The sequence below is a fragment of the Hydrogenophaga sp. genome (assembly GCF_030158645.1).
Classification (GTDB): Bacteria; Pseudomonadota; Gammaproteobacteria; order Burkholderiales; family Burkholderiaceae_C; genus Hydrogenophaga.
The window spans coordinates 1-26,440 of the sequence record NZ_JAOASO010000096.1 but is presented as its reverse complement, the minus strand read 5'-3'; the positions used below and the strand labels follow the sequence as shown (position 1 = coordinate 26,440).

At 66.3% G+C, this 26,440-nt stretch carries 23 protein-coding genes, 1 tRNA gene and 1 pseudogene; 6 read left to right on the top strand and 19 right to left on the bottom strand.

Annotated features, from left to right (window positions below):
- Positions 1–110 precede the first annotated feature (110 nt).
- From Q1W68_RS11100 to ccsA, 7 genes are all read right to left on the bottom strand, one after another.
- Positions 111–1,316 carry a ribonucleotide-diphosphate reductase subunit beta gene (locus Q1W68_RS11100; protein ID WP_300716678.1) on the bottom strand — a complete coding sequence of 402 codons (1,206 nt, stop codon included), beginning with the start codon at positions 1,314–1,316 and terminating at the stop codon, positions 111–113.
- 141 nt (positions 1,317–1,457) lie between these two features.
- Complete coding sequence (locus tag Q1W68_RS11095) at positions 1,458–4,337, bottom strand: ribonucleoside-diphosphate reductase subunit alpha (protein ID WP_300661926.1); 2,880 nt, start codon at positions 4,335–4,337, stop codon at positions 1,458–1,460.
- A gap of 498 nt (positions 4,338–4,835) precedes the next feature.
- A complete protein-coding gene (gene ampD / locus Q1W68_RS11090) occupies positions 4,836–5,444 on the bottom strand; it encodes a 1,6-anhydro-N-acetylmuramyl-L-alanine amidase AmpD (protein WP_300652417.1) in 609 nt (202 codons plus the stop codon).
- Complete coding sequence (locus Q1W68_RS11085; RefSeq protein ID WP_300652392.1) at positions 5,434–6,945, bottom strand: sigma-54 dependent transcriptional regulator; 1,512 nt, start codon at positions 6,943–6,945, stop codon at positions 5,434–5,436. The genes ampD and Q1W68_RS11085 overlap by 11 nt, the downstream gene beginning before the upstream one ends.
- 18 nt (positions 6,946–6,963) lie before the next feature.
- Complete coding sequence (locus Q1W68_RS11080) at positions 6,964–8,754, bottom strand: ATP-binding protein (protein ID WP_300652394.1); 1,791 nt, start codon at positions 8,752–8,754, stop codon at positions 6,964–6,966.
- A 48-nt stretch (positions 8,755–8,802) separates the two neighbouring features.
- Positions 8,803–9,051, bottom strand: coding sequence for a PP0621 family protein (locus Q1W68_RS11075; RefSeq protein WP_300652398.1), 249 nt, complete (start codon positions 9,049–9,051; stop codon positions 8,803–8,805).
- A gap of 12 nt (positions 9,052–9,063) precedes the next feature.
- The gene (ccsA, locus tag Q1W68_RS11070) at positions 9,064–9,864 is read right to left on the bottom strand and encodes a cytochrome c biogenesis protein CcsA (protein ID WP_300652400.1); all 801 of its coding nucleotides are present in this window, start codon (positions 9,862–9,864) and stop codon (positions 9,064–9,066) included.
- A 173-nt stretch (positions 9,865–10,037) separates the two neighbouring features.
- Between ccsA and ffh the strand changes: the two genes are divergently transcribed.
- Together ffh and Q1W68_RS11060 are read left to right on the top strand one after the other, a co-directional pair.
- Positions 10,038–11,408, top strand: coding sequence for a signal recognition particle protein (gene ffh, locus Q1W68_RS11065; RefSeq protein WP_300716674.1), 1,371 nt, complete (start codon positions 10,038–10,040; stop codon positions 11,406–11,408).
- Between the two features lie 25 nt (positions 11,409–11,433).
- Positions 11,434–12,354, top strand: coding sequence for an EamA family transporter (locus Q1W68_RS11060; protein ID WP_300661923.1), 921 nt, complete (start codon positions 11,434–11,436; stop codon positions 12,352–12,354).
- Between the two features lie 54 nt (positions 12,355–12,408).
- On the opposite strand, the gene mdoH is transcribed toward Q1W68_RS11060, so the two are convergent.
- The 8 genes from mdoH to Q1W68_RS11020 form a co-directional block, all read right to left on the bottom strand.
- Positions 12,409–14,394, bottom strand: coding sequence for a glucans biosynthesis glucosyltransferase MdoH (mdoH, locus tag Q1W68_RS11055; RefSeq protein WP_300661920.1), 1,986 nt, complete (start codon positions 14,392–14,394; stop codon positions 12,409–12,411).
- On the bottom strand, positions 14,391–15,854 hold the full coding sequence (locus Q1W68_RS11050) for a glucan biosynthesis protein G (protein ID WP_300652420.1): 1,464 nt from the start codon (positions 15,852–15,854) through the stop codon (positions 14,391–14,393). Before Q1W68_RS11050 ends, mdoH begins: the two co-directional genes overlap by 4 nt.
- Positions 15,855–16,152: 298 nt before the next feature.
- Positions 16,153–17,559, bottom strand: a complete 1,407-nt coding sequence (locus Q1W68_RS11045; protein WP_300652411.1) for a sigma 54-interacting transcriptional regulator — start codon at positions 17,557–17,559, stop codon at positions 16,153–16,155.
- 13 nt (positions 17,560–17,572) lie between these two features.
- Positions 17,573–18,211, bottom strand: a complete 639-nt coding sequence (locus Q1W68_RS11040) for a hypothetical protein (protein WP_300661917.1) — start codon at positions 18,209–18,211, stop codon at positions 17,573–17,575.
- Positions 18,201–19,619: an ATP-binding protein gene (locus Q1W68_RS11035; protein WP_300661914.1), complete on the bottom strand. Its 1,419-nt coding sequence runs from the start codon at positions 19,617–19,619 to the stop codon at positions 18,201–18,203. The genes Q1W68_RS11040 and Q1W68_RS11035 overlap by 11 nt, the downstream gene beginning before the upstream one ends.
- Before the next feature lie 14 nt (positions 19,620–19,633).
- Entirely contained in the window at positions 19,634–20,995 is a 1,362-nt protein-coding gene (gene miaB, locus Q1W68_RS11030; protein ID WP_300716670.1) for a tRNA (N6-isopentenyl adenosine(37)-C2)-methylthiotransferase MiaB, read from the bottom strand.
- Between the two features lie 105 nt (positions 20,996–21,100).
- Complete coding sequence (locus Q1W68_RS11025) at positions 21,101–21,505, bottom strand: hypothetical protein (RefSeq protein ID WP_300716668.1); 405 nt, start codon at positions 21,503–21,505, stop codon at positions 21,101–21,103.
- 100 nt (positions 21,506–21,605) lie between these two features.
- Positions 21,606–21,947 carry a hypothetical protein gene (locus Q1W68_RS11020; RefSeq protein ID WP_300716666.1) on the bottom strand — a complete coding sequence of 114 codons (342 nt, stop codon included), beginning with the start codon at positions 21,945–21,947 and terminating at the stop codon, positions 21,606–21,608.
- A 112-nt stretch (positions 21,948–22,059) separates the two neighbouring features.
- Between Q1W68_RS11020 and Q1W68_RS11015 the strand changes: the two genes are divergently transcribed.
- Positions 22,060–22,629, top strand: coding sequence for a lipocalin family protein (locus Q1W68_RS11015; protein WP_300654975.1), 570 nt, complete (start codon positions 22,060–22,062; stop codon positions 22,627–22,629).
- A 27-nt stretch (positions 22,630–22,656) separates the two neighbouring features.
- Here Q1W68_RS11015 and Q1W68_RS11010 read toward each other — a convergent pair whose 3' ends face one another.
- From Q1W68_RS11010 to Q1W68_RS10995, 4 genes are all read right to left on the bottom strand, one after another.
- Complete coding sequence (locus tag Q1W68_RS11010; RefSeq protein WP_300654978.1) at positions 22,657–23,217, bottom strand: YaeQ family protein; 561 nt, start codon at positions 23,215–23,217, stop codon at positions 22,657–22,659.
- Positions 23,218–23,297: 80 nt separating this feature from the next.
- Positions 23,298–23,374: transfer RNA gene (locus Q1W68_RS11005), tRNA-Met, on the bottom strand.
- A 66-nt stretch (positions 23,375–23,440) separates the two neighbouring features.
- Positions 23,441–23,860: a high-potential iron-sulfur protein gene (locus tag Q1W68_RS11000; RefSeq protein WP_300654573.1), complete on the bottom strand. Its 420-nt coding sequence runs from the start codon at positions 23,858–23,860 to the stop codon at positions 23,441–23,443.
- Positions 23,861–24,021: 161 nt separating this feature from the next.
- Positions 24,022–24,810, bottom strand: coding sequence for an enoyl-CoA hydratase (locus Q1W68_RS10995; protein WP_300716664.1), 789 nt, complete (start codon positions 24,808–24,810; stop codon positions 24,022–24,024).
- 155 nt (positions 24,811–24,965) lie between these two features.
- Between Q1W68_RS10995 and Q1W68_RS10990 the strand changes: the two genes are divergently transcribed.
- The 3 genes and pseudogenes from Q1W68_RS10990 to Q1W68_RS10980 form a co-directional block, all read left to right on the top strand.
- Positions 24,966–25,760: an enoyl-CoA hydratase-related protein gene (locus tag Q1W68_RS10990; RefSeq protein WP_300654579.1), complete on the top strand. Its 795-nt coding sequence runs from the start codon at positions 24,966–24,968 to the stop codon at positions 25,758–25,760.
- Positions 25,760–26,200: a hydroxyphenylacetyl-CoA thioesterase PaaI gene (gene paaI / locus Q1W68_RS10985; RefSeq protein ID WP_300654582.1), complete on the top strand. Its 441-nt coding sequence runs from the start codon at positions 25,760–25,762 to the stop codon at positions 26,198–26,200. The genes Q1W68_RS10990 and paaI overlap by 1 nt, the downstream gene beginning before the upstream one ends.
- Positions 26,197–26,440: pseudogene (locus Q1W68_RS10980) on the top strand (phenylacetate--CoA ligase); the annotation flags it as partial. The gene paaI and the pseudogene Q1W68_RS10980, both read left to right, overlap by 4 nt.

Sequence of the window (26,440 nt, the reverse complement as noted above, 5' to 3'; positions counted from 1 at the left end):
TCCTGTGACAAAACCCTGCCTCCGGCACCGTGGTGCCCGCAGCAGGGTTTTGAAATGTTGAAACGCATGTGAGGTGGGTTCAATGAGGCAGTGCGACCCCGGCGATGGCATCAGTCCCAGGACAGGGCGCCGCCCGTCTGGTATTCGATCACGCGGGTTTCAAAGAAATTGCGTTCCTTCTTGAGGTCGATCATCTCGCTCATCCAGGGGAACGGGTTCTCTTCGTTCGGGAACATGGGCTCCAGGCCGATCTGCGTGGCGCGCCGGTTGGCGATGTAGCGCAGGTAGCCTTTGAACATGGACGCGTTCATGCCGAGCACGCCGCGTGGCATGGTGTCTTCGGCATAGCGGTACTCGAGTTCGACGGCCTTGAGGAACAGCTGCTTGATCTCTTCCTTGAACTCGGCCGTCCACAGCATCGGGTTCTCCATCTTGATCGCGTTGATCAGATCGATGCCGAAGTTGCAGTGCATGGACTCGTCGCGCAGGATGTACTGGTACTGCTCGGCGGCACCGGTCATCTTGTTCTGGCGGCCCAGCGCCAGGATCTGCGTGAAGCCGACGTAGAAGAACAGGCCTTCCATCAGGCAGGCGAAGACGATCAGGCTCTTCAGCAGCGTCTGGTCGGTCTCGGGCGTGCCGGTCTTGAAGTTCGGGTCCATGATCGCCTCGATGAAGGGGATCAGGAACTCGTCCTTGTCGCGGATCGACTGGACCTCGTGGTAGGCGTTGAAGATCTCGCTCTCGTCGATGCCGAGCGACTCGACGATGTACTGGTAGGCGTGCGTGTGGATCGCTTCCTCGAAGGCCTGGCGCAGCAGGAACTGGCGGCACTCCGGGGCGGTGATGTGCCGGTAGGTGCCGAGCACGATGTTGTTGGCGGCCAGCGAGTCGGCGGTGACGAAGAAGCCGAGGTTGCGCTTGATGATGCGGCGCTCGTCTTCGCTCAGGCCGTTCGGGTCCTTCCAGGTCGCGATGTCGCGCGACATGCTGACCTCTTGCGGCATCCAGTGGTTGGCGCAGGTGGCGAGGTACTTCTCCCAGGCCCACTTGTACTTGAACGGCACCAGCTGGTTGACGTCGGTCTGGCCGTTGATGATGCGCTTGTCGGCAGCGTTGACGCGGTGACCTGCGGTGGCTGCAGCAGGCGCCTTGGCGGGCGCTGCGTTCGACGCGAAAGAGGGAGCGAGGGATGCGGCTGCGGAGGAGGCGATGCGCTCACTCGACAGTGAGGCTTGCAGACCCTGCATGCCGGAGGGCATGGGGTTGATCGCTGGCTTCGTGGAGGGCGTGGTGTGTTCGTCCCAGGTCAACATAGGTGTTTCCAATTCCTCGGATTATCAAAGTGTCTGCATGAATTGCAAAGTGATCGTGCGTGCTGCGCTGTGTTTGTGTTGCTGTGTCGCATCGATTGAAGTTCGACGCGACTCAACTCACACAACACAGCGCGGTGTCATTCACTGACAAGCTTCGCAACCGGGATCGTCGATCGCGCAGAACTTGATGTCGGTGGCGGGCACTTCAGACGTCGCTGCGTTCGTTGTGACCGCCGCGTTTGCAGCGGTGGTGGCGGCCATGCCGGCGGTGGTTGCATCCAGCGACACAGCGTTGAGTTGTCCCGTGCGACCAGTGGATTTCTCGGCTTGTGTGGCCGAGGTCGTGCGCAGGTAGTAGGTGGTCTTGAGACCACGCAGCCACGCGAGCTTGTAGGTGTCGTCGAGCTTCTTGCCCGAGGCGCCGGCCATGTAGATGTTCAGGCTTTGTGCCTGGTCGATCCACTTCTGGCGGCGCGCAGCGGCTTCCACCAGCCACAGCGGTTCGACTTCAAACGCGGTGGCGTACAGCGCCTTCACTTCTTGCGGCACGCGGTCGATCGGACGCAGCGAACCGTCGAAGTGTTTGAGGTCCATGACCATCACGTCGTCCCACAAGCCCAGGCGCTTGAGGTCTTTGACCAGGTAGCCGTTGATGACGGTGAACTCGCCCGACAGGTTGGACTTCACCGAGAGGTTGCCGAAGCAGGGCTCGATGGAGGCGTCCACGCCGATGATGTTGGAGATGGTCGCGGTGGGGGCGATGGCCACGCAGTTGGAGTTGCGCATGCCGTCGGTGGCAATCTTCTGGCGCAGCGCGTCCCAGTCCATGCTGACCGAGCGGTCCACATCCACGTAACCACCACGCTCGCGCGACAGCAGGTCGAGCGTGTCGGGGGGCAGGACGCCCTGGTCCCACAGCGAGCCCTTGTAGCTGGCGTAACGGCCGCGCTCTCGGGCGAGTTCGGTGGACGCCCAGTAAGCGTAGTAGCAGACCGCTTCCATGGAGCGGTCGGCGAATTCCACGGCGTCGGTTGATGCGTAAGGGATGCGCAGTTCGTACAACGCGTCCTGGAAGCCCATCACACCCAGGCCCACCGGGCGGTGGCGCATGTTGGAGTCGCGTGCCTTCTTGACCGCGTAGTAGTTGATGTCGATCACGTTGTCGAGCATGCGCATCGCGGTCTTGATCGTGACCTGCAGCTTGTCGTGGTCGAGCACCTTGGCGCCGTCGTCGGTGTGCTTGATGTGGTTGAGCAGGTTGACCGAGCCCAGGTTGCACACGGCGGTTTCGGTGTCGCTGGTGTTGAGCGTGATCTCGGTGCAGAGGTTGGAGCTGTGCACCACGCCGGCGTGCTGCTGCGGGCTGCGAACGTTGCAGGCGTCCTTGAACGTGATCCAGGGGTGGCCGGTCTCGAACAGCATCGAGAGCATCTTGCGCCACATGTCGGTGGCGGGCACCTTGCGGTAGGGCTTGATCTCGCCGCGCGCGGCTTTCTCTTCGTAGGCCACGTAGGCCTTTTCAAAGTCGGCACCGAACAGGTCGTGCAGGTCGGGCACGCTGTTGGGCGAGAACAGGCTCCACTCGCCTTTTTCCATCACGCGCTTCATGAACAGGTCGGGAATCCAGTTCGCCGTGTTCATGTCGTGGGTGCGGCGGCGGTCATCGCCGGTGTTCTTGCGCAGCTCCAGGAATTCTTCAATGTCCAGGTGCCAGGTTTCCAGGTAGGTGCAGACCGCGCCCTTGCGCTTGCCGCCCTGGTTCACCGCCACGGCGGTGTCGTTCACCACTTTCAGGAACGGCACCACGCCTTGCGATTCGCCGTTGGTGCCCTTGATGTGGCTGCCCAGGGCGCGCACGCGGGTCCAGTCGTTGCCCAGGCCGCCGGCGAACTTGGAGAGCAGTGCGTTTTCCTTGATCGACTCGTAGATGCCGTCGAGGTCGTCGGGCACGGTGGTCAGGTAGCAGCTGGAGAGCTGCGAGCGCAGCGTGCCGCTGTTGAACAGCGTGGGGGTGGACGACATGAAGTCGAACGAGGAGAGCACCTCGTAGAACTCGATGGCGCGCGCTTCGCGGTCGATCTCGTTGAGCGACAGGCCCATGGCCACGCGCATGAAGAAGGACTGGGGCAGCTCGATGCGGGTCTTGCGCACGTGCAGGAAGTAGCGGTCGTACAGCGTCTGCAGGCCGAGGTAGTCGAACTGCAGGTCGCGCTCGGGCTTGAGCGCGGCACCCAGGCGGGCCAGGTCGAACTGCATCAGGCGTTCGTCGAGCAGGTCGTTTTCCACACCCTTCTTGATGAATTGCGGGAAATAGTCGGCGTAGCGCGCGCCCATCTCGGTGGAGGGCACTTCTTCGCCCATGACTTCCTTGACGATGGTGTGCAGCAGCAGGCGCGCGGTGGCGTAGGTGTAGTCGGGGTCTTTTTCGATCAGCGTGCGCGCGGCCAGGATGGAGGCTTTGTAGACCTCTTCGATCGGCACGCCGTCGTACAGGTTGCGCTTGGTCTCTGCCACGATGGGGTCGGCGTGGATGTCCTTGCCCAGGCCGCTGCAGGCGTCGGCGATGAGCGCTTGCAGTCGTTCGAGATTCAACGGCACGCGCTGGCCGCCGTCGATCACGTGCAGCGTGGCTTCCACCGGCTTGGCCACTTCGGCCTGGTGGGCACGCTCTTGCGTGCGGCGTTCACGGTAGAGCACGTAGGCGCGGGCGACTTCGTGGTGGCTGCTGCGCATGAGGCCAAGCTCGACCTGGTCCTGCACGTCTTCGATGTGGAAGGTGCCGCCGCCCGGGCGCGAACGCATCAGCGCCTTGACCACCGCGCCGGTGAGTTCGTCCACCGTCTCGCGCACGCTGGCCGAGGCCGCGCCCTGGGTGCCGTGCACGGCCAGGAAAGCTTTCATCATGGCCACAGCGATCTTGCTGGGTTCAAAAGAAACCACCGCGCCGTTGCGGCGGATGATCTGGTACTGGGCGAACACCGAGCTGTTCGTGCTTGCGGGCGCCGTGGTGGATGAACCCATGGGTTGCTTCGGGGAGGCTGAAGGTGTGGCGTGGGTGGGGGAAGCGGTCAGCATGGTTCCTCTTTCGTTTGTTGTGATGGGCCTGCTCGCAAGGCGCGGTGACGGGGAGCAAGACGTTCGGTTTCAGTTCGGGTTCGCGGCGTTGTTCGGGGTGCCAAAAAGTTCTCAGCGGGGTGAAAACGGGCCGGAACAACGTGGACAGTGTCGAATCTGGAAACGCAGAGCACACACTATATCTGGTGTGTGGGTGGTCTTCAAGCCACTACCGGTAGTGTTTGAGAAAAAATCTCCCCGGTGCTGAAAGCCCTGTTTTGGTGATCCCGGCCGGCGCTCGATCAGCCCATGCGCCGCGTCGTACCGGCGTCGCGCCGGAATGCCCGAAATCCTTGGGCGCCCCGATCTGCGCTCAGCAACGGCGGGCTTTGTGGCGCGATTTGCCCGCGCATGCCGCTGCCCGCTTGTCGCCCGTCGACGCAGGCGCGCGCCCGGTGTGTGGCCTCAGACGCCGGGCGGGTTCGTGCCGGTCATCGCCTCGGGGAAACACGCCCCCGACCAGCCCAGTTCGTGTTGCAAACGCGCCCAGTCAAACCCCGACCCCGGGTCCTGTTTGCGACCGGGAGCGATGTGCTCGTGACCCGCGATGTGGGCCACCGGGTAGCGCGCCCGCAGTTGGCGGCACAACCGAGCGAGGGTGCTGTACTGCGGCGCCTCGAACGGCTCGCCCTCCAGGCCTTCGAGTTCGATGCCGATGGAGTCGTCGTTGCAGTTCTCCCGGCCGCGCCAGCAGGACGCGCCCGCGTGCCAAGCGCGCGCATCGGCGTCGACGAACTGCACCAGCTCACCGTCGCGGCGGATGAAAAAGTGGGCCGAGACTTCCATGCCGCGGATCTGTCCGAAGTAGGGGTGGGCGTCCCAGTCCAGCGTGTTGGTGAACAGCTGCTCGACCTCGGGGCCGCCGTACACGCCGGGCGGCAGGCTGATGGAGTGCAGCACGATCAGGTCGATCTGTGCACCCCCGGGCCTGGGTCCGTGATTGGGTGATGGGCAGTGGCGCGCCGTGGCCAGCCATCCGCCAGCCCAGGAGCTTGCAGGCGATTCAGGCGGCATCGTCATCGTTGGAGGGCATGGCAATGCCCAGGCGCTGGATGCGGTATCGCATCTGCCGCAGGTTCAGGCCCAGCCGCGCGGCCGCAGCAGTGCGGTTGAAGTCGCATTCGCGCAGGGCCTTGAGCAGGACTTGCTTCTCCTGTTCGTCGAGGTAGGACTGGAGGTCGCTCGGAATCTCCTCGTGCTCTCGTGCCGTCGAAGTGGAGGCTGAGAGCACCGAGTCGGGCAACTGGTCGGGTTGTGTGGGGATTTCGTCCGTGTCGTCGGTGTCGCCGAAGTCTTCGGGTTCCAGCCGTTCACCGCTGCTCAGGGCCAGCGCGCGTTGCAGCAGGTTTTCCAGCTCGCGCACGTTGCCGGGCAGGTCGCGTGCCTTGATCCAGTCCAGTGCCCGGTTCGAGAGCTCGGGGGTGGGCTGACCCGATTCTTTGCAGATGCGCTGCAGCAGGGCATGCGCCAGCTCGGGCAGGTCGTCACGCCGTTCGCGCAACGAGGGTGTGCGCAGCTCGATCACGTTGAGCCGGTAGAAGAGATCCTGGCGGAACTGCCCCGCCTGCACCAGCGCGACCAGGTCGCGGTGGGTGGCGCTGACCAGGCGAACGTCCACCGCTTCTTCCTGCACACCGCCGAGGGCCCGCACGCGCCGCTCCTGGATCACGCGCAGCAGCTTGGCCTGCATGGCCAGCGGCAGATCGCCGATTTCATCGAGGAACAGCGTGCCGCCCTTGGCGGCCTGGAAGTAACCCTCGCGATCGTGCGTGGCGCCGGTGTAGGCGCCCTTGCGCGCGCCGAAAAACTCGGCCTCGATGAGGTTCTCCGGGATGGCGCCGCAGTTCACGGCCACGAAAGGACCATGGCCGCGGTGGCTGCAGTCGTGCACCGCGCGCGCCACGAGCTCTTTGCCGGTGCCCGACTCGCCCAGGATCAGCACCGGCGCCATGCTGGTGGCCACCTTCTCGATGCGACCCTTGATCTGCACGATGCTGGCCGCGCGGCCGACGATGCGCCCGAGCGACTTCAGGCCCGAGGGCGGCGGTGGCGCGCTGCGCATGGGTTCCGCGCTGGTGGCTGCGCCGTTGCCCGCCGGGCTCTGGTGTCCCGCGAGCGGGTGGCGCTGACTCTGCACCGCTTGTGTCACCGCATTGCGCAGTTGTTTGAGGTCCACCGGTTTGGTGAGGTAGTCGAATGCGCCGGCCTTGAGCGATTCCACCGCATTGTCGGCCGAGCCAAAGGCGGTGATGACGATGCACTTCTCGGTGCGTTGGGCTTGTGTGAGTTCGCGCAGCAACTCCAGGCCCAGGCCATCGGGCAGGCGCATGTCGGAGATCAGCACGTCAAACCGTTGCTGGGCCAACCACTCGCGCGCCTGCGCCAGGTCGGCGGCGGCCACCACCGCATGACCTTCGCGCAGCAGGGTGAGCTCGTAGAGCGTGCGCAGGTCGGGCTCGTCATCAACGACGAGCACGGAGGCCGAGAGGGAGGGGGTGTTGGAGCTGATGGCCATGGGTGCGCTGTGGCCGGGTCAGCCCGTTGCCAGCGGGGGGTCGCCCAGGGTGGGGCTGAAGCGGGTGCTGTAGGGTCGTGAGTCGCTGGACGGGTAAGCCAGGCTTTGTTGCGTGGGCTGTTGTCCTGCGTGGCCGTTGGGCATGGTGACGAAGAATTCGTTGCCTTCCAGCTGGTCCAGCCGCACGCGCTGGTAGGCGATCTGCGCGCCGTAACGCTCGCAGAGTTCGCGGCAGATGTACAAGCCCAGCCCGCTGGAGCGGCTCTCCGACGAGAAGAAAGGTTCGAACAGGTGGCGCATCACGCTGTCTTCCAGCGGCTGCCCGTCGCTCCAGACCGAAAGCCGGCTGTGGTCATGGCCATTGGGCTGCGTGACCACACGGATGGACGAGGGCTTGCCGGATGCGTGGCGCAGCGCGTTGTCCAGCAAGTTGACCAGCAGGCGGCGCAGGTGCTCGGGATCGAACTCCACGTGCGCCTCGGGTGCATGCAGGTGAACGCCCAGCACGCCCTTGGCCGGGTTCTGGCGCAGCCAGTCCATGGTGATCTGGCGCACCATGGGGTCCAGCGCGAGGCTGGGCATGGAGCCGTCGCCGCGCACCGGCTGGACGCGCGCCACGTTCAGGATGTCGTCCACGATGCGCGAAAGCCGCTGCGCGTTTTGCTCGATCATGCGGGTGAGCCGCTTTTGAGCCGGGTCTTTCACCTCTTCATCCAGCAAGGCGCTGGCCTGGGTGATGGCCGAGAGCGGGTTGCGGATTTCGTGCGCCACGGCGGCCGACATGCGGCCCATGGAAGCGAGCTTCTCGGTGCGCACGCGGGCTTCCACTTCGCGCAGGTCTTCGAGGAACAGCACACACAAACCCGTGCTGCGGCCGCCCTGCGACGTGAGCCGGGTGCGCGCATGCAGCCGTTGGCTGGGCCGGTCTTCGTTGTCGATGGTGGTTTCTGTTTCCAGCGCTTGCCCCAGCACGAAGGTCTCGCTCACCAGGTCGGACAGGTGGCACCAGCTGGGGCGTGCCGAGAGCAAGAGCTTGGAGGCTTGCGGGTAGACCTCGCCCCTGAGCATGATTTGCGCAGCCGGGTTGGCATTGCGCACCACGCCGTCCGGGTCGACCACCAGCACGCCCACACTCAGGCTCTCGATCACCAGTTCATTGACCTGTGCCTGCGTGCGCGCGGCGGCCTGGCTGCTGGAGGCCAGGGCTTCCTCGCGCGCCAGGCGGATCGCCAGCTGGTTGGCCAGCACCGCCACCAGAAAGAAGCCGGTGCTGGCCAGGCCCGCCTGCAAATACCGCGCGGTGCCGAGGTCGCTGAACAGCGGCGCACTCAGGAACGCCTCGGTGAGCAGGAACAGCGTCACGATCGCTGCGGTGCCCAGTGCCAGCACGAGTGGGCCCAGGATGGACGCCAGCAACACCGGCAGGGCAAACAGCGGCGTGTAGTTGATGGAGCCGATCTGGAAGAACTGCAGCAGCGCGAACACCACCACGTCCACGCCGATGGTCAGCAGCCATTGCGCCTGGATCGGCGCGCTTTGCTCCGCGGGCCGCCAGGCGTACAACACAACCAGCGTGGCGGTGAGGTGGACCGCTGCGAGCAGCAGCAGCCAGTCCGGACCACCAGAGCCCGTGACGACCATGAAGATCTGCAGGGCCAGCAGCACGAGGGCAATGAACACCCGCGCCCGCATGAACGCCACCCACAGGCGCACAAAGGCGCGCAGGCGCTGTTCGCGTCCCTGGTTGTTGCCGGACTCAAAGGCCACGAACCAGGAGGGGGCGAACTGCGAGCTGTCTTCGCGGGCCATGTCAGTTCCCGTCGCGGGGCGCGCTGGCCCGGGGTGTGCGCAGGGGCGTCATGCCGGGCCACCTTCCTTGATTCGTCGGTGTTCAGCGCTGCAGTAGGGCCCCAGCACCCCCTGAACCGTGTCGCCCTGCGGCAGGTGGGTGCCGCACTGCTGGCAAGCCACCATCACCACCGGCAGGCGCGAAGCTCCCGGGGAGGGGGGGTGCTGGCGCGACTTCTCCGAGCGGTCGGTGACGCGGTTGTTGCGCCACACATAAAACGCCACCATCACCACGGCCAGGACGAGCAGGTATTTCATGTGGAGAGTGGGTCAGCCGCGGTGCAACAGCACTTCGAGCACAAAGCGGGAACCGGCGTATCCCAGCAGCAACAAGCCCGCGCCCAGGTAGAGGGTGCGAGCGGCAAAGCGGCCGCGCCAGCCCAGGCGCCAGCGCCCCCAGAGCAGCACGCCCATGGTGATCCACGACAGCACCGAAAAGACCGACTTGTGGTCCCACACCCAGCGGTGGTTGAGCAGCTCTGAGAAATACCAGCCCGCCATCAACGTGGCCGTGAGCAGCACGAAGCCGGCGGCCACGAATCGAAACGTCAGGCGCTCCAGTGTGAGCAGCGGCATGGCGGTTTTGGCAGAGGTGCCCAGTCGCATGGCTTTCTCTGCGCGCTGCATCAGCCAGGCATGGCCCACGGCCACGGCGATCAGGCCGTAGGACGCGATGCCCAGCGCCCAGTGCAGCGGCATCCAGTTGGAGCGCAGGGCGGGATAGGGTGTGCCCGGGAACACCAGGGCCAGCAGCACCACCACGGTGCCCACCAGGGCGAAGGTCCAGCGTTCGCGCAACTGGGGATACAGGCGGCTCTCGATCATGTAAACCGTGAGCACCAGCCAGACCGTGACCGACAGCGAGGGCGCAAAGCCGAAGCGCGCCGGTTGCTCGAACAGCCCGAACACCAGCACGCCGAGGTGCAGCAGCCAGGCGACGGTGAGCAGCGCGCGGCTCTGAAGCGCCGAAGCGCGGGGGTGGACCCAGGCCAGGATGGCGTAGGCCAGTGCCGCCAGGCCCGAGAGCACCACTGCGGGCAGGTTGGTCGCTAGCGTCGGCAGCAGGTTCATAGGGGGTGAGGCGCGCGCAGCGGGCAGGGGGTGGGCGCGGCTAAAATCATGGGCGGAGTTTAACGGCCCTGACCGTTGCCAGACGCCGGTTTCCCGGTCAATGGCCCGACATACCCCCCAGCTGGCGTGCATTCCGCAGCCCGCGGGCACTTCTCCCACCACCCGAGCGCAGCATGGCATCAGCCCTTTCCGACCGACTCTCACGCATCGTCAAGGAAATGCGCGGCCAGGCCCGCATCACCGAGACCAACGTCACCGACATGCTGCGCGAGGTGCGCATGGCCCTGCTGGAGGCCGACGTGGCCCTGGCCGTGGTGCGCGATTTCATTGCGAGGGTGAAAGACAAGGCCCTGGGCCAGGAGGTGGTGGGTTCGCTCACGCCGGGTCAGGCCCTGGTGGGCATCGTCAACCGCGAACTCGCGCTGACCATGGGCGACGGCGTGGCCGACATCAACCTGGCGGCGCAGCCGCCGGCGGTGATCCTCATGGCCGGCCTGCAGGGCGCGGGCAAGACCACCACCACCGCCAAGCTGGCCAAGCACCTGATCGAAAAGCGCAAGAAGAAGGTGCTCACGGTGTCGGGTGACGTGTACCGCCCCGCCGCCATCGAACAGCTCAAGACCGTGACGGCGCAGGCCGGCGCCGAGTGGTTCCCGAGCACACCCGAGCAGAAGCCGGTGGACATCGCACGCGCGGCCATCGACTACGCGCGCAAACATTACTTTGATGTGCTGCTGGTGGACACCGCGGGCCGGCTGGCCATTGACGAAGCGCTGATGCGCGAAATCCAGGAACTGCACGCCGTGCTCAAGCCGGTGGAGACGCTGTTCGTGGTGGACGCCATGCAGGGCCAGGACGCGATCAACACCGCGAAGGCTTTCAAGGAAGCACTGCCTCTGACCGGCATCATCCTCACCAAGCTCGACGGCGACTCGCGCGGTGGCGCGGCGCTCTCGGTGCGACAGATCACGGGTGCGCCGATCAAGTTCGCCGGTGTGTCGGAAAAAATCGACGGCCTCGAGGTGTTCGACGCCGAGCGCCATGCGCAGCGCATCCTGGGCATGGGCGACATCCTCGCCCTGGTGGAGCAGGTCACGGCCGGTGTGGACATGGCGGCGGCGCAGAAGCTCGCGGCCAAAGTCAAGAGCGGCGAGGGTTTCGACCTCAACGATTTCCTGGACCAGCTGCGGCAGATGAAGCAGATGGGTGGCCTCTCCAGCCTGATGGACAAGCTGCCCGCTGCCATGGCGGCCAAGGCCGGTCAGGTCGACATGGGCCGGGCGGAGAAAGACATCGCCCGCAAGGAAGGGATCATCTGCAGCATGACGCTCAAGGAGCGCCGCAAGCCCGAGATCATCAAGGCCACGCGCAAGCGCCGCATCGCCGCGGGCGCGGGTGTGCAGGTGCAGGAAGTCAACCGCCTGCTCAAGGAGTTCGAGCAGATGCAGGACATGATGAAGAAGATGAAGGGCGGCGGGATGATGAAGATGATGAAGCGCATGGGCGGCATGAAGGGCATGCCCAAACTGCCTGGCATGGGCTGATGCCTTTCCCCATCAAGATTTCAAGGTGAGCGTTGCTTCCTTGTCGCGCGGAGACCTGCTGCGCGCGCTGGCCGTGGTGGTGATCTGGGGCCTGAACTTCGTGGTGATGAAGGTCGGCCTGCAGGGCATCGGCCCCATGCTGCTGGGCGCGCTGCGTTTTTCGGCCGCCGCCGTGCCCTTCCTGCTGTTCGTGAAGTTTCCCAACCTGCCCTGGCGCTATGTGGCGGCCTACGGCCTGGCGCAGGGTCTGGGGCAGTTCGGTTTCCTGTTCCTCGGACTGCAGATGGGCATGACGGTGGGCATGGCCTCGGTGGTCATGCAGACGCAGGCCTTCTTCACCCTCTTGCTGGCGGTGCCGGTGCTGGGCGAGCGTGCGCGCGCTGCGCAATGGCTGGGTTTGGCGGTCGCTCTGGGCGGGCTGCTGCTGATCGCCACCGCGCACGGTGAAGGTCCCGGGCAGATGACGCTCGCCGGCTTCGTGCTCACACTGGGTGCGGGGTTCATGTGGGCGGTGTCCAACCTGGTGGCACGCCTGGCCAGCCGCGTAGCCGATTACGACCCCTTCCCCTTCATCGTCTGGAGCAGCGTGTTTCCCGTTCTGCCGTTTGTGGCGCTGGCGCTGTGGATGGACGGGCCGCAGACCGTGGTGCAGCAGCTCACGGGCATTGGTTGGCCCGCGATCTTGTCGGTGCTGTTCCTGGCCTGGTTCGCCACGCTGCTGGCCTACAGCCTGTGGACCCGCCTGCTCAAACGCCACCCGGCCGGGCGGGTCACGCCGTTCTCACTGCTGGTGCCGGTGGTGGGGTTGTGGTCTGCCTGGATGTTCTTCGATGAACTGCCGCTGCTTCAGCAATGGTTGGGCACCGGGCTGGTGCTTATGGGACTGGTCGTGAACCAGTTGGGGGGTTGGTGGCAGTCCGTGCGAGCGCTGCGCAACGGGCCCTGAAACGACAACGCGCCGCAAAAGCGGCGCGTTGGCAAAGAGCGTTCGGAGCGATCTTCAGGCGGCCTGCGCCAGTGTGAAGCGACTGGCATGGCGCCAGGCACGGCGCAGCACGGCCGGCGACCACGACTCTTCGGGAATCAGCAACACGCCGCGCGAACGCATCCAGGCGCCGAGGTCCACGTGGCTGGTGGCCACGGTCAGTGGCACGGCCAGCAGCAGCGGCAGGGCGACCGGTGCGAGCCAGATCAGCGCATTGGCGTTGATCGCGGCCACACCCAGGCCCAACAGGCCGATCACCACCGTCATGGGCGCCAGCCGCGCCAGCGCATCGCGCCAGCTCACGCCGTTGGCCTCACGCGGAGGCGACTTCCATTCCAGCTTCAGGCCGGTGAGCGCGACCAGCACGAACAGCGAGTGCGCCAGCATGCGGATGGGGGCCTGCATCAGGGCGAGCACGGTTTCCACCACCGAACTGCCCAGCAGGCCTGCCGTGCCGCCAAACGATTTCTGCTCGCCCTTGAGGAACACCGCCAGCAAACCCAGCACACGGGGCATGAACAACATGGTCAGTGTCCACATCCACAGGGCGCGCAGCTCTTCGGGCACGGCTTGCCAGCTGGGAATGGCGCTGGAATCGGCGGCCCAGAGGGCGGTGCCGATGGTCAGGAAGGCCAGCCACAACGGAGCCGAGAGGTAGGACATGGCGCCGATGGCGAACATGGTGCGGTGCACGCGGTGGATGCCGGGCTCGGCCATCAGGCGCGAGTTCTGCAGGTTGCCCTGGCACCAGCGGCGGTCGCGCTGCAGTTCGCTCAGCAGGTCGGGCGGCTGCTGTTCGTAGCTGCCGGTGAGGTCGGACACCAGCCACACGTGGTAGCCGGCGCGACGCATCAGCGCAGCTTCGACGAAGTCGTGCGACATGATGCCGCCGGACATGCCGCCCGTGCCCTGGATGGGGGCCAGCGCGCAATGCTTCATGAAAGGCTCGACGCGGATGATGGCGTTGTGGCCCCAGTAGTGGCTCTCGCCGAGCTGCCAGAACTGCATGCCCAGCGTGAACAGGCGACCCGTCACGCGCGAGCCGAACTGTTGTGCGCGGGCGTGCAGCGTGGCGTGGCCGATGGCCTGCGTGGCGGTCTGCACGATGCCTGCCTTGGGGTGGGCTTCCATCAGCTTGACCATGGAGACGATGCAGCTGCCGCTCATGACGCTGTCGGCATCCAGCACCACCATGTAGCGGTAGTCGCTGCCCCAACGGCGGCAGAAGTCGGCCACGTTGCCGGCCTTGCGGTGGGTGCGGCGCGTGCGCAAGCGGTAGTACACCTCGATCTGTGGCAGCTCGGGCTGGGCGGCCAGTGCGGCGCGCAGGTCTTCCCAGGCCGATTTTTCGGCGGCGGCGATCGCCGGGTCGTAGCTGTCGGAGAGCACGAACACGTCGAACTGGCGGGCGTGGCCGGTGGCTGCGAGCGACTCGCAGGTGGCGCGCAGGCCGGCGAACACGGTGGCCACGTCTTCGTTGCAGATCGGCATGATGATGGCCGTGCGCGCGTCCGGGTTCATCGGGTCGTTGCGCACTGCGGCGGCGGACAGTGTGTGCGCGTCACCGCGCAGCGACACCCAGAAGCCCATGAGCGCGGTCACGAAACCGGTCACGACCCAGGCCGAGAGCAGACCGAACAAACCCAGCTGACCGTATTGCAGCCACACGTTGTCGTGGGAAGGTTGGGCGTTGGCAAACAGGCTGGTGGCAAAAGCGGTGCTCAGCACGGTCAGCAACACGAACACCAGGCGGCGGCGGTTGGCGGCTGTTTCCCAGGCTTCGGGCACAGGCTGGGCCCCGGCATGCGCGGGCGCTTCGTACGGCGGCAAGGCCTTGCCGGCCACGCTGAGCAGCGCGGTGCCGATGCTGTTCCAGAAACCGCGCCAGGGGCGGGGCACCATGGAGCCGCGGTTGAGCGGCGGCGCGGTCACGGCGTTGGGGTGGCGTTCTTCACGCAGGGTGCTGCGTGGGGCGGGTGTGGTGTTCGTGGAAGTGTTCATTCGGGTAACAGCAGGTGTGTCCATGTTTCAGTCACGGTGTCGTTGTTGTGCTGAAGGAAGGCGCGCAATTCCACGGGCTGCGTGGCATCGACACGCTCGACGCGCAGGGTCACGCGCCAGGTGCGCGTGGCGGGGTTGGGATAGGCCAGCGTTTCCAGCACGCGGCCGTTGGTGTTGGCGCTCACCACGGCCTTGACCTTGGCGTTGGCGGGCAGTGCGTCCAGCGCGGGGCCGGTGAAGTCGATGACGTACTGCGGCTGGCGGCCCTGTTCTTCTGCGCTGAGCTTGGTGTAGCCGTAGCCCCGTCGGCTCTGGGTCACCCAGCTCGATGGCGGGCGCTGTTGGGCATCGCCTTGCCAGGCCAGCTCGTAGGCCACTTCGAGTGGCTGACCAGGGGCGGGCAGGGTGGCCGGGACCCAGTACGCCACGATGTTGTCGTGGGTTTCGTCGGGCGCGGACAGCTGCACCAGCTCCACGCGGCCGGGGCCCCAGTCGCCCAGCGGCTTGACCCAGGCGCTGGGACGGCGTTCGTAGCGCGCTTCCACGTCTTCATAGCTGGCGAAGCTGCGGTCACGCTGCATCAGGCCGAAGCCGCGCGGGTTCTGCATGGTGAACGAACTGACCGTCACGGCCTTGGGTCGCTGCAGCGGGCGCCACAGCCATTCACCTTCGCCGGTCACCATCATCAGACCGTCGGAGTCGTGCACCTCGGGGCGGAAGTCGCTGGCCAAGGGCTGGTTCTCGCCCGAGAGGAACATGCTGGTGAGCGGTGCCACACCCAGCGTGTTGATCGGGCCTGCACCAACGCGCTGAAAGATGCGGGCGTTCACCGTGGTGGTGGTCTGCAGGCCGGGGCGGATCACGAAGCGGTAGGCCCCGGTGGCGCGTGGCGATTCGAGCAGGGCCAGCACGGTGACTTCGGTGGCGCTGGCGGTCGGGCGTTGCAGCCAGAACTCGGTGAAGCGCGGGAATTCCTCGCCGCTGCCGCCCACGGTGTCGATCGCCAGGCCGCGGGCCGACAGGCCGTATTGCTGGCCGGCCCCGAGGGCGCGGAAGTAGCTCGCGCCCTGGAACACCACCAGCTCGTCCTTGTAGGCCGGGCCGTTGAGCGGGTAGTGCAGGCGGAAACCGGCATGGCCCAGGTCGCCCCAGGGCGAAGGGTCAAAGGTGTTCTTGCCGTAGTCGAAGTCGGCACCGCGGTAGGGCAGGTGGTTGACCCGGCCATCGGGCATCAGTTCGTGGATGCGAACCGGCTCGGTCTGGTACAGGCCGAGGTGGAAAAATTGCGCCTCGAACGGCAGGGCGTCCGCGCGCCAGAGTGACTGGTCGGTCTTGAAACGGATGTCGCGCAGCTGGTCGTAGGTGATGCTGGCGAGCGCGGCGGGCAGCTTGTCGCTGTTTGCTTGATAAGTCTCGGTGGCGCGGCTTTGGGCCAGCTGGGTCAGACCGTCCCAGTCCATGCGCTGGGCCTGGGCTGACGCCCCGCAAAGCAGGGAAAACAGGGCGCCCAGCAGCACCAGGGTGCGGGTGCACCGGGCGGCGGAAAAGGGGCGGTTCGTGGGGGTCATGCCTTGGTAAGGGCAAACCCCGTGCCAGGTTGAAAAAACCCTGCCAGATCAAAGACTTGGAGTCAAAACCTCTTTTGCCGACTCGCGAGCGGGGTCGGAGAGGGCCTCAACCCCTGGTTTTTGTCGTCAAACGGCGACAGCAGATGCTGCGCCATGAAAAAAAACCAATGAAATCAACGAGACAGGGCTGTCACTCATCGGCGACAGCGTCTCCGGGAATACCCGAAGAACCCGGCATTCCGTCGCTCTTGAAGAGGCCCGGGGTGAGCGCGTGTTTTTGCAGCAGGCGGTAGAACTCGGTGCGGTTGCGCTGGGCCAGACGGGCCGCGTCGGCCACGTTGCCGTCGGTCATCTTGAGCAGGCCCACCAGGTACTCGCGCTCGAAGCGCTGCTTGGCGTCGGCAAAGCTGAGCACCTCCACCGACGGCGTTCGCAGGGCGCGCTGCACCAGGGCCAGCGACACCAGCGGCGTGGTGGAGAGCGCGCAGACCTGCTCGACCACGTTGTAGAGCTGTCGCACGTTGCCCGGCCACGCCGACATGGTCAGCGCCTTGAGCGCCTCGGGCGCAAACCCGGAGCTGCGCTTGCCGTACTTGGCCGCCAGCTTGGCCAGGAAGTGGTTGGCCAGCAGCGGGATGTCTTCGCGCCGCTCGGCCAGCGTGGGCAGGGTCAGCGTGACCACGTTGAGTCGGTAGTACAGGTCCTCGCGGAACTGCGCCGTGGCCATGGCCTCTTCGAGGTCGCGGTGCGTGGCCGAGATGATGCGCACATCCACCGGCAGCGACTGGCTCGACCCCAGCGGGCGCACTGCGCGCTCCTGCAAGACGCGCAGCAGCTTGACCTGCAGGGCCGGCGGCATGTCACCGATCTCGTCGAGCAGGAGGGTGCCGCCGTCGGCCGCCTGGAAGAGGCCCTTGTGGTTGGCCACCGCGTCGGTGAACGCGCCCTTCATGTGGCCGAAGAGTTCGGATTCCAGCAGCGCCTCGGGAATGGCGCCGCAGTTCACCGCAATGAAGGGTTTGCCCGCGCGCGCACTGGCCTTGTGGATGGCGCGTGCCAGCATTTCCTTGCCGGTGCCGGAATCGCCGCGCAGCAGCACGCTCGCATCGCTCTGCGCCACCATGCGCGCCTCGGCGAGCAGGTCGGCCATCCGGTTGGAGCGGCTCACGATCTCGCTGCGCCAGGCTTCGTCCACCCGCGCGTTGTCGCTCGCCGGAGCGCCCAGCGCCAGGGCCTGCGCGATCTTCTCCAGCAGCTCTTTGGCGTCGTAGGGCTTGGTGAGGTAGGTGAAGACGCCGCGCGCCGTGGCTTCCACCGCGTCGGGAATGGTGCCGTGCGCGGTGAGCAGGATCACGGGAAGCGAGGGGTGGCGCTTGCGGATCTCGTCAAACAGGGCCAGGCCGTCCTTGCCCGGCAGGCGCACGTCGGAGAGCACCAGCTGGGGCCGCTCGATGTCGAGCTGGCTCAGCGCGGCTTCGGCCGAGCCGACCGAGGTGACCTGGTAGCCCGCCGACCCCAGGCGCATCGCCAGCAGGCGCAGCATGTCGGCGTCGTCGTCGACGACCAGCAGGCGCGCGCGTGGCGATGTGGTGTTCATGGAGGCGTGGTGCTCAGGGTGGCGCGCTTCGGCTGCCGTTGGGCGCGGCGGGCGGGCGGGTGGTCAGGCTGCGCTCGATGGCGCGCATGGCCTCCAGCCGCTCGTTGAGCTGGTCGATGCGGCGCTGGTTGTCGCGCAGTTGCTGGCTCTGACGCTCCAGGCCGTCTTCGAGCCGGCGCTGCTCCATCAGTTGGTAACCCAGCAGCCGCGCCAGCGGTTTGAGAAGCGTGGCCTCGGGTGAAGGATTGCCCACCACCCGTTGCAGCAGCCCGAGCGCTCGCGCTGTGTCCACCGCTTGGGGGCTGTGCATCAGCGCCAGGGCCAGCTGCATCTGCCGCAGCGGAGCGTTGCCCGGGTCGCCCTGCACCGCAATCTCGGCAGCGAGGTCGGTCGGGCTGAGCTGGCGCACGCGTTCCGAGTACGTGAGCAGGGCGGTGACCACGTCGGGCAGCGGGGACGCTGGCGCGTTCAGGGATTCGGGGGGGGTGGCCGCGGGCGCCTGGACCGGCGTGACCACCAGAACCTGGGGCGCCGGTGCCTGTGCCGGCGTGGTGATCACCGTGGTCACCGATGCCGGGGTGGATGGTGGTGTTGTGGTGCCGCACGCGCTCAGCAGGAGCGCCGTCGCAGCAGCGGGAAGACTAGTTCGCATGGGGAAGTTCGATACGGAAATGGGCGCCCTGGCGCTGGGGCAGCAGCTCGATGCGGCCACCGTGGGCCACAATGTACTCGTGCACGATGGACAGGCCGATGCCGGTGCCGCGCACCGCGCCCTGGGGCTGGCGTTCACCGCGGTAGAAGGGCTCGAAGATGCGGTCGCGGTCGGCCTCGGCCACGCCGGGTCCCTGGTCGATGATGTCCAGGCTGACGCGTCCGGGCAAGTCCAGCAGCACCAGGCGGATCACACCGCCGTGCGGCGAAAAACGGATCGCGTTGGACAGCAGGTTGCCCACGGCCGAGGCGATCTTTTCGCGGTCGATCGGCAAGACCACCGAAGCGCCTTCGGCCCGCACGGTGAGACCCTGGGCCTGCCAGTGGAGCCGCTGCGCGTCGATCTGGTCTTCCAGCACGCCCATGAGATCGGTTTGCTCGCGCTTGAGCTGGCGCGCCTCGAAGGCCGCCGCGTTGAAGCGCAGCAAGGCCTCGATCTGGTGCTGCAGCATCAGGGTGTTGTGCTGCAGGATGTTGACCACCTCGGCCTGGCTGGGGTTCAGTGCGCCGGCCACACCGTCGCCCAGCACCGCCACGCCTTCGTGCAGCGAGGCCAGCGGGGTCTTGAGCTCGTGCGAGATGTGCCGCAGGAAACGCGCCTTGTCGGCGTCGAGTTCGGTCAGGCGCAGCCGCAGCCAGTCCAGCTGCTGGCTGACGCGGCGCACGTCGGCCGGACCTGCGATGTCGATCGGCACGTCCAGGCGGTTCTCGCCCAGACCCTGGATCGCTTTTTCAATTCGCTTGAACGGGCGCGCCAGCCACACGCCGAAGCCCAGCGCCATCACCGCGGCCACAAAGATCGAACCCAGCACCTGCTGCGTGAGTTCCTGGCGGCTGGTCTCGAAGCGCGCCTGCAGCGTCTCGTTGCGCGTGCCGATGATGGACTGCACTTTCTGCGCGATCGAGGTGCTGTGGCCGTCGATCTCGCGGAAGGCGCGGGCCACCTCGCGTTCGCGGTCCAGTGCGGTCTCGGGCGGACCCTCGAGCAGCTCGGTGATGACATTCAGTTGCTGCAGCCAGTTGAATGAGAACTCGGGCGGCAGTTCGTTGTCTTCCAGGCGCTTGAGGATGTCGCGCGCGTTGCCGGCGGCTTCGTTGAACCGCTGGCGCAACTGGTTGTCGCGCAACACCAGCGACTGGCGCGCCGCCCGCTCCATGGTCAGGCTGCGTTCGGACAAGGACTGGGCGGCGGTCGACAGCGCAATCGCCTGCGCCGCGCTGTCGCGGCTCTGGGCCATCAAGGCCTCCAGCGAAAAGAGCGCGCGCAGGGCCGCTGCACCCAGCAGCAGTCCGATCAGCAGGAACGCCACCAGCAGCAGCTGGGGGAACGAAAAACGGGGTGACTTCACGGGCTTGGGTGGCCTCAGGCGCCCAGAGCGGATTCGTGCGTCAAGACCTCGGCCCGCAACGAATGCGGCCGGGCTTCGGTGATGCGCACGTCGACCATCTGGCCCACCAGGCGCTCGGCCAGCGGGCCGCCGGGGAAGTTGACGATGCGGTTGCACTCGGTGCGTCCGGTGAGTTCGGGCACCTCGGCGCTGGAGCGGCGCGACGCGCCTTCCACCAGAATGCGCTGCACCGTGCCTTCGCGGCTGGCGCTGATGCGGCGCACGTTCTCTTCGATCGTGGCCTGCAGGTGCTGAAGCCGCTGGAGCTTCACGGCGTACGGCGTGTCGTCCGCCAGGTTGGCCGCGGGTGTGCCCGGGCGCGGGCTGAAGATGAAGCTGAAGCTGGTGTCGAAGCCCACGTCGGTGATCAGCTTCATCATCTTGTCGAAGTCATCGTCGGTCTCGCCGGGGAAGCCCACAATGAAGTCGCTGCTCATCACCAGCTCGGGGCGGATCGCGCGCAGCTTGCGCACCGTGCTCTTGAATTCCATGGCGGTGTAGCCGCGCTTCATGGCCATGAGGATGCGGTCGCTGCCGTGCTGCACCGGCAGGTGCAGGTGGTTCACGAGTTTGGGGATCTTGGCGTAGGCCTCGATCAGGCGCGGCGTGAACTCGTTGGGGTGGCTGGTGGTGAAGCGCAGGCGCTCGATGCCGGGGATGTCGGCCACGTATTCGAGCAGCAACGCGAAGTCGGCGATCTCGCCACTGTCGCCCATGGCGCCGCGGTAGGCGTTCACGTTCTGGCCCAGCAGCGTCACCTCTTTCACGCCCTGATCGGCCAGGCCCGCGACCTCCACCAGCACGTCGTCGAACGGCCGGCTCACCTCTTCGCCACGTGTGTAGGGCACCACGCAGTAGCTGCAGTACTTGGAGCAGCCTTCCATGATGCTCACGTAAGCCGCGCCACCGTCGACCTTGGCCGGTGGCAGGTGGTCGAACTTCTCGATCTCGGGAAAGCTGATGTCCACCTGCGGCACGGCCAGGCGCGCGCGCTGGTTCAACAGCTCGGGCAGGCGGTGCAGCGTTTGCGGGCCGAACACGACGTCCACATACGGCGCTCGCTTGATGATGTCGGCGCCCTCCTGGCTGGCCACGCAGCCACCCACGCCGATCAGCACACCCTTGTCCTTCAAGTGCTTCACGCGCCCGAGGTCGCTGAACACCTTTTCCTGTGCCTTCTCGCGCACCGAGCAGGTGTTGAAGAGGATCAGGTCGGCCTCTTCCACGTCCTGCGTGGGTTCGTAGCCTTGCGCAGCGTGCATCACGTCGGCCATCTTGTCCGAGTCGTACTCGTTCATCTGGCAGCCGAAGGTCTTGATGAAAACTTTTTTGCTCATGGAAAGCTCCTGTGGCACCGGCTTCTCGAAAGCGGTGCCCGCGCCGCGCGCAGTGTGGGAATGGGGTGTCCACCGCAGGCCGCTCAGGCCTGCGCTGGCCGTGCTTCAGTTGGCGGTGGCGGCGGCCGGCTTGGGCTGCAGCGACTCGAACACGTAGTTGCGTTGCACACCGAAGCCGGCGCGCTTCTCCTTGGCCTCGGCCTCGGTGAGGATCCACACGTTCTGGATCTGGTCGCGCAGGTCCAGCGTGTAGTTCACCACCACTTCCTTGTTCAGCAGCGAAGACGACATCACCAGCGAGTTGTTGGTGTTGTAGATGCGCGCGCCTGGCGACAGGCGTGTGGCGCGGTCGTCCATGGTCACGTTGGGCGGCTGCACCACCACCAGCGTGCCGCGCAGGGCCTTGGCGGGGAAGTCGCGTGTGCCCGACTGGGCCTGGACTGTGAAGGGCAGGGCGATCAGCAGCGCTGCGAGCAGGCCGGAACGGACGGAGGGGGTGCAGCGGTTCATGGTGTGTGTCCAGAGGCTGTTGGAAGGGTCGCCAGCCTGTGCGAGAGGCCGGGGCGAGCAGGGCCGCGATTGTCTCACGCCCCCCGCCGCCGAAGGACCGTCAAGGCCGGCGCGGACCGTCCAGCGGCCGGTCCGACTCCACCAGCGGATACCCGTCGGCCACATAGGCCGGGCCCTTCATGACCATCACGATGAAAGCACCGATGGCCAGGGTGAGCAGCAGCGTCCAGAGCAGCACCACCACGCCGATGGCCACGAAGTCCACCATCTGGATGCTCGCGGCCACCGCCGATTCGCTGCCGCTCCATCCGAACCAGCGGGCCGACAGCGCTGCCAGGGCCGGCACCAGGGCGCTCAGCAGCAGGGCCTTGGGCATGCGCCGCAGGATCACGCGTTCCAGCCCGGCGGGTGTGCGCACGAAACCGGGAAGCTGGTTGAACATCGACATGGGATCGGACCGGTTGGACAGAGGTGGGTCATTGGCCCCGCGGGGCGCTGCGTTTCAATGTACGGCGCACAATGAAATCTGTCCACCAGCCTGCGAGATGCCCCCCATGTCCTCACCGTCGTCCCGATCTGTGCACCGCTGGCTGCACCGCGCGTTCCTGTTGTTGTGCCTGGCGGGCCTGCCGCTGCTCAACGCCTGCACCTCGCCGCCCGACGGCGTGACGGTGGTGAGCCCCTTCGATGTGAAGCGCTACGCCGGCCAGTGGTTCGAGATCGCGCGCCTGGACCACCGTTTCGAGCGCGGCCTGAGCGACGTGAACGCCACCTACCGGCTGGAGGCCGACGGCAGCGTGGCGGTGATCAACCGCGGGTTCAACGCCGAGAAAAGCGAATGGAAAGAAGCCGTGGGCAAGGCCCTGTTCACCGGTGACTCCAACACCGGCTCGCTCAAGGTCTCGTTCTTCGGTCCGTTCTATGGCGGCTACCACGTGATCGCGCTCGACCCGGGCTACCGCTGGGCCATGGTGATCGGTCCCAACACCGACTACCTGTGGATCCTGGCGCGCGACAAACAATTGCCGCCGGGCGTGCGCGAGCAGCTGGTGGCCCAGGCCGCGCGCCTGGGCGTGAAGACGAACGAACTCATCTGGGTCGAGCACCGCCGCAGCGACAGCTGATCGACCCACTCCACCGCTGTCTGCACATCATTTCCAGCGGATCGGCTCCACGGCCACACTGCCACGGTCGCTGGAGAGCGTGAGCACAGCTTCCTGCACGGTGGCCTGCAGCTGCATGCTGCGCTCGGCCATCTGGGCCAGCGAGGGCGCCACCTCGGTGGGCAGGCGCCAGACCTGCAAGCGGTCCAGCCGCGTGAGCTTGGTGTGTATGCCGCGCCACCACACGTCGGCCGCGCTGCCGAACGCGTAGAGCACCACCGCGTCGGCCTTGCTGCAGGCCTTGGCCAAGGGTTTGTCCTCGGGCTGGCCCACCTCGATCCACAGGCGCTTGCGGCCGGTGAAATCGGTGAGCGAGACGTCCGGATCGTCCGGGTCGGACAGGCCGGTGCCGAAGGCCAGCGTGCCGTCGCCGCGGCAGGTGTCCTGCAGTTCGTGGGCGTGGAGGGCCAGCGCCACCAGGCGCACCATCATGCGTTCGTCGGTCTCGCTCGGGTGGCGGGCCAGGGTGAGCGCGTGGTCGGCGTAATAGCTGTGATCGATGTCGGCGATCTGCAGGTTTGCCTTGAAGATGGTGGACTTGATGGCCATGGTGATCCGTCTGTGAGGGCCGCAACGGCGCGCGCCATGAAAAAAGCGGACCCTGTTGCCAGAGCCCGCTTTTTGAATGTTGGTGGTGATAGGTGGACTTGAACCACCGACATCAGCATTATGAATGCTGCGCTCTAACCAACTGAGCTATATCACCAACGAGGCGGGATTGTAGCTCAATTCAGGCCGCGGTCCTTGGGTGGCCGGGCACGAACCCGGTTGTTCAGGTCGTCTTTTTGACCCAGGATGAACACCAGCCCGCGGCGGCCACCTGTTTGCCTGCAAACAGCGGGCAAGGACCGGCCTCGGTACCTGCCGCGCCCTGGTACAGCGCGCAATTGGCGCAGTTGCTGCCCGCCACAAAGTTGGGGTATTTGGCCGTGTCGTGGTTGGCCGCCACGGCCACGTAGCCCAAAGCCACGGCGGTGGGGTCGGTGGCTTCCACCATGGGGCCTGCTGCAACGGGGGCTGGCGACGCTGCCGGGGCTGGTGCCGCGGCCGCGGGTGGTTCGGCCGGTGCAGGCGCGGGAGCGGGTGCCGGAGCGGGGGCCGCCGCAGCGGGTTCTTCCTGCTTGGAGCAAGCAGCGGCGAGCACGGCGCCGCTCACGGGCACCATCATCAAAAAGCGTCGGCGTGTGGTCATGGGGATCTCCTGAGTTATGAATGGGGAGCAGGCCGGTGGCCTGCCCACGCAGCCTCCCGAATTGTTGCCTTTCGGGCTACTGCTGCGTGCCGACGGTTATACGCTGGCCCAACGGGTCGGCGTGTTACAGCCTGTGCATCCCCCACCCCCACGCTGCGCCATTACTGGTGCTTGAAATCGGGCTTGCGCTTGTTCACGAAGGCGTCCATGCCTTCCTTCTGGTCGGCGGTGGCGAACAGCGCGTGGAAGACGCGGCGCTCGAACATCACGCCGTCGGACAGCGAGCCTTCGAAAGAGCGGTTCACCGATTCCTTGGCCGCCATGACGCTGGGCAGCGAGAAGCCGCAGATGGTGAGCGCGGCACCCAGGGCTTCGTCCATCAGCTTGTCCAGCGGCACCACGCGGCTCACCAGGCCGGCGCGTTCGGCCTCGGTGGCGTCCATCATGCGGGCGGTGAGCACCATGTCCATGGCCTTGGACTTGCCGATGGCGCGCGGCAGGCGCTGCGTGCCCCCCGCGCCGGGGATCACGCCGAGCTTGATCTCGGGCTGGCCGAACTTCGCGTTGTCGGCGGCGATGATGAAGTCGCACATCATGGCGAGTTCGCAGCCGCCACCCAGTGCAAAGCCGCTGACCGCAGCAATCACCGGTTTGCGGATGCTGCGGATGGTTTCCCAGTTGCGGGTGATGTAGTCGCCCTTGTAGACGTCGGCGAAGGTGTAGCTGGCCATGGCGCCGATGTCGGCACCGGCGGCGAAGGCCTTTTCACTGCCGGTCAGGATCATGCAGCCGATGTCGTCGTCAGCGTCGAAGGCCTTGAGCGCGGCGCCGAGCTCGTCCATCAGTTGGTTGTTCAGCGCGTTGAGTTGTTTGGGGCGGTTGAGCGTGACGATGCCGACCCGACCTTCGGTGCGGACGGTGATGCATTCGGGTGCGGTGGTGGTGGTCATGGGGTCTCCTCGAGGGTCGTTGGGGGCTGAAAAGCTGTTCACTATAGCGGTCGGTACCAAGGGAAAACATTAACCGACCGATTGGTTGGCGAATGGTAAATTGCAGCGCCGAACCACCACCGAACAACACCGCTCGCCGGAGGAGACCCAACGCCATGACCGATGCCACCGTCTTGTATGAAGAGCGCGGGGCCGTGGCCCTGGTCACGCTCAACCGGCCGGACGCCCTGAACAGCTTCACGCGCCAGATGCACCGCGACCTGTGGGCCGCGCTGGACCAGGCCGAAGCCAACCCGGTGGTGCGCGCGCTCGTGATCACGGGCGCGGGTCGCGGTTTTTGCGCCGGCGCCGATCTGGCCGAGTTCGACTTTGCACCGGGTCCCGACCTCGTGAAACGCGCCGACCCCGGCCCGGTGATCGAACAGGCGTTCAACCCCACCGCGCGGCGCTTGCAGGGCCTGCGCATGCCCACCGTCGCCGCGGTCAACGGCGTGGCCGCGGGTGCCGGTGCGTCGCTGGCCATGTGCTGCGACATCGCCATCGCCGCCACCGGGGCCAGCTTCATTCAGGCCTTCAGCAAGATCGGCCTCGTGCCCGACGCGGGTGGCAGCTGGTTGCTGGTGGAGCGCCTGGGCCTGGCGCGTGCCATGGCGCTGGCCATGACCGGCGACAAGCTGCCGGCCGCGCAGGCGAAGGAGTGGGGGATGATCTGGGACGTGAGCGACGACTGCGTGGGGGCCTCAATGGCCATGGCGACCAAACTCGCCACCATGCCCACACGGGCCCTGGTCGCCACGCGCGCGCTGCTGCGCGATGCGGCCACCCGCACCCTGAGCCAACAGCTCGACGTGGAACGCGACACGCAATCGGCGCTGGGCAAGACGCACGACTACATCGAAGGCGTGATGGCGTTTCGTGAAAAGCGCCCGGCGCAGTTCAAGGGGGAATGATGAGTCCCCACGAAAGAGCCGCCAAGGTCGGCGAGACGATGTTCGCGGTCGACACCGCGAGCAAGGACACCATGGGCATGGAGTTGCTGAGTTGCGAGCCGGGTCGCGCCAGCATCCGCATGGTGGTTCAGCCGCTGCACCTCAACGGCCACCAGATCTGCCACGGCGGTTTCATCTTCACGCTCGCCGACTCCACCTTTGCGTTTGCCTGCAACAGCCACAACAAGAACACCGTGGCCGCGGGCTGCAGCATCGAATTCCTGCGCCCCGCGCACGCGGGTGATGTGCTCACCTGCGAAGGCGTCGAGCAAACGCTCAGCGGGCGTCACGGCATCTACGACATGCGGGTGTGCAACCAGCGCGGAGAAGTGGTGGCCATGTTCCGTGGCAAGAGCGCGCAGATTCCCGGGACGGTGTTTCCCGAAGAAGGAACCCCATGAAAGCCTTTGCCCTGGAGCCGATTGAAAAGGCCAGCGTCGACGAACTGCGTGCCCTGCAGCTCAAGCGCTTGCAGGCCACGCTGCGCCACGCGTACACCAACTCGCCCGTCTACCGCGCCAAGTTCGACGCGGCGGGCGTGCACCCGGACGACTGCCGCAGCCTCGCCGATTTGGCGAAGTTTCCCTTCACCACCAAGAAGGACCTGCGCGACAGCTACCCCTTCGGCATGTTCGCCGTGC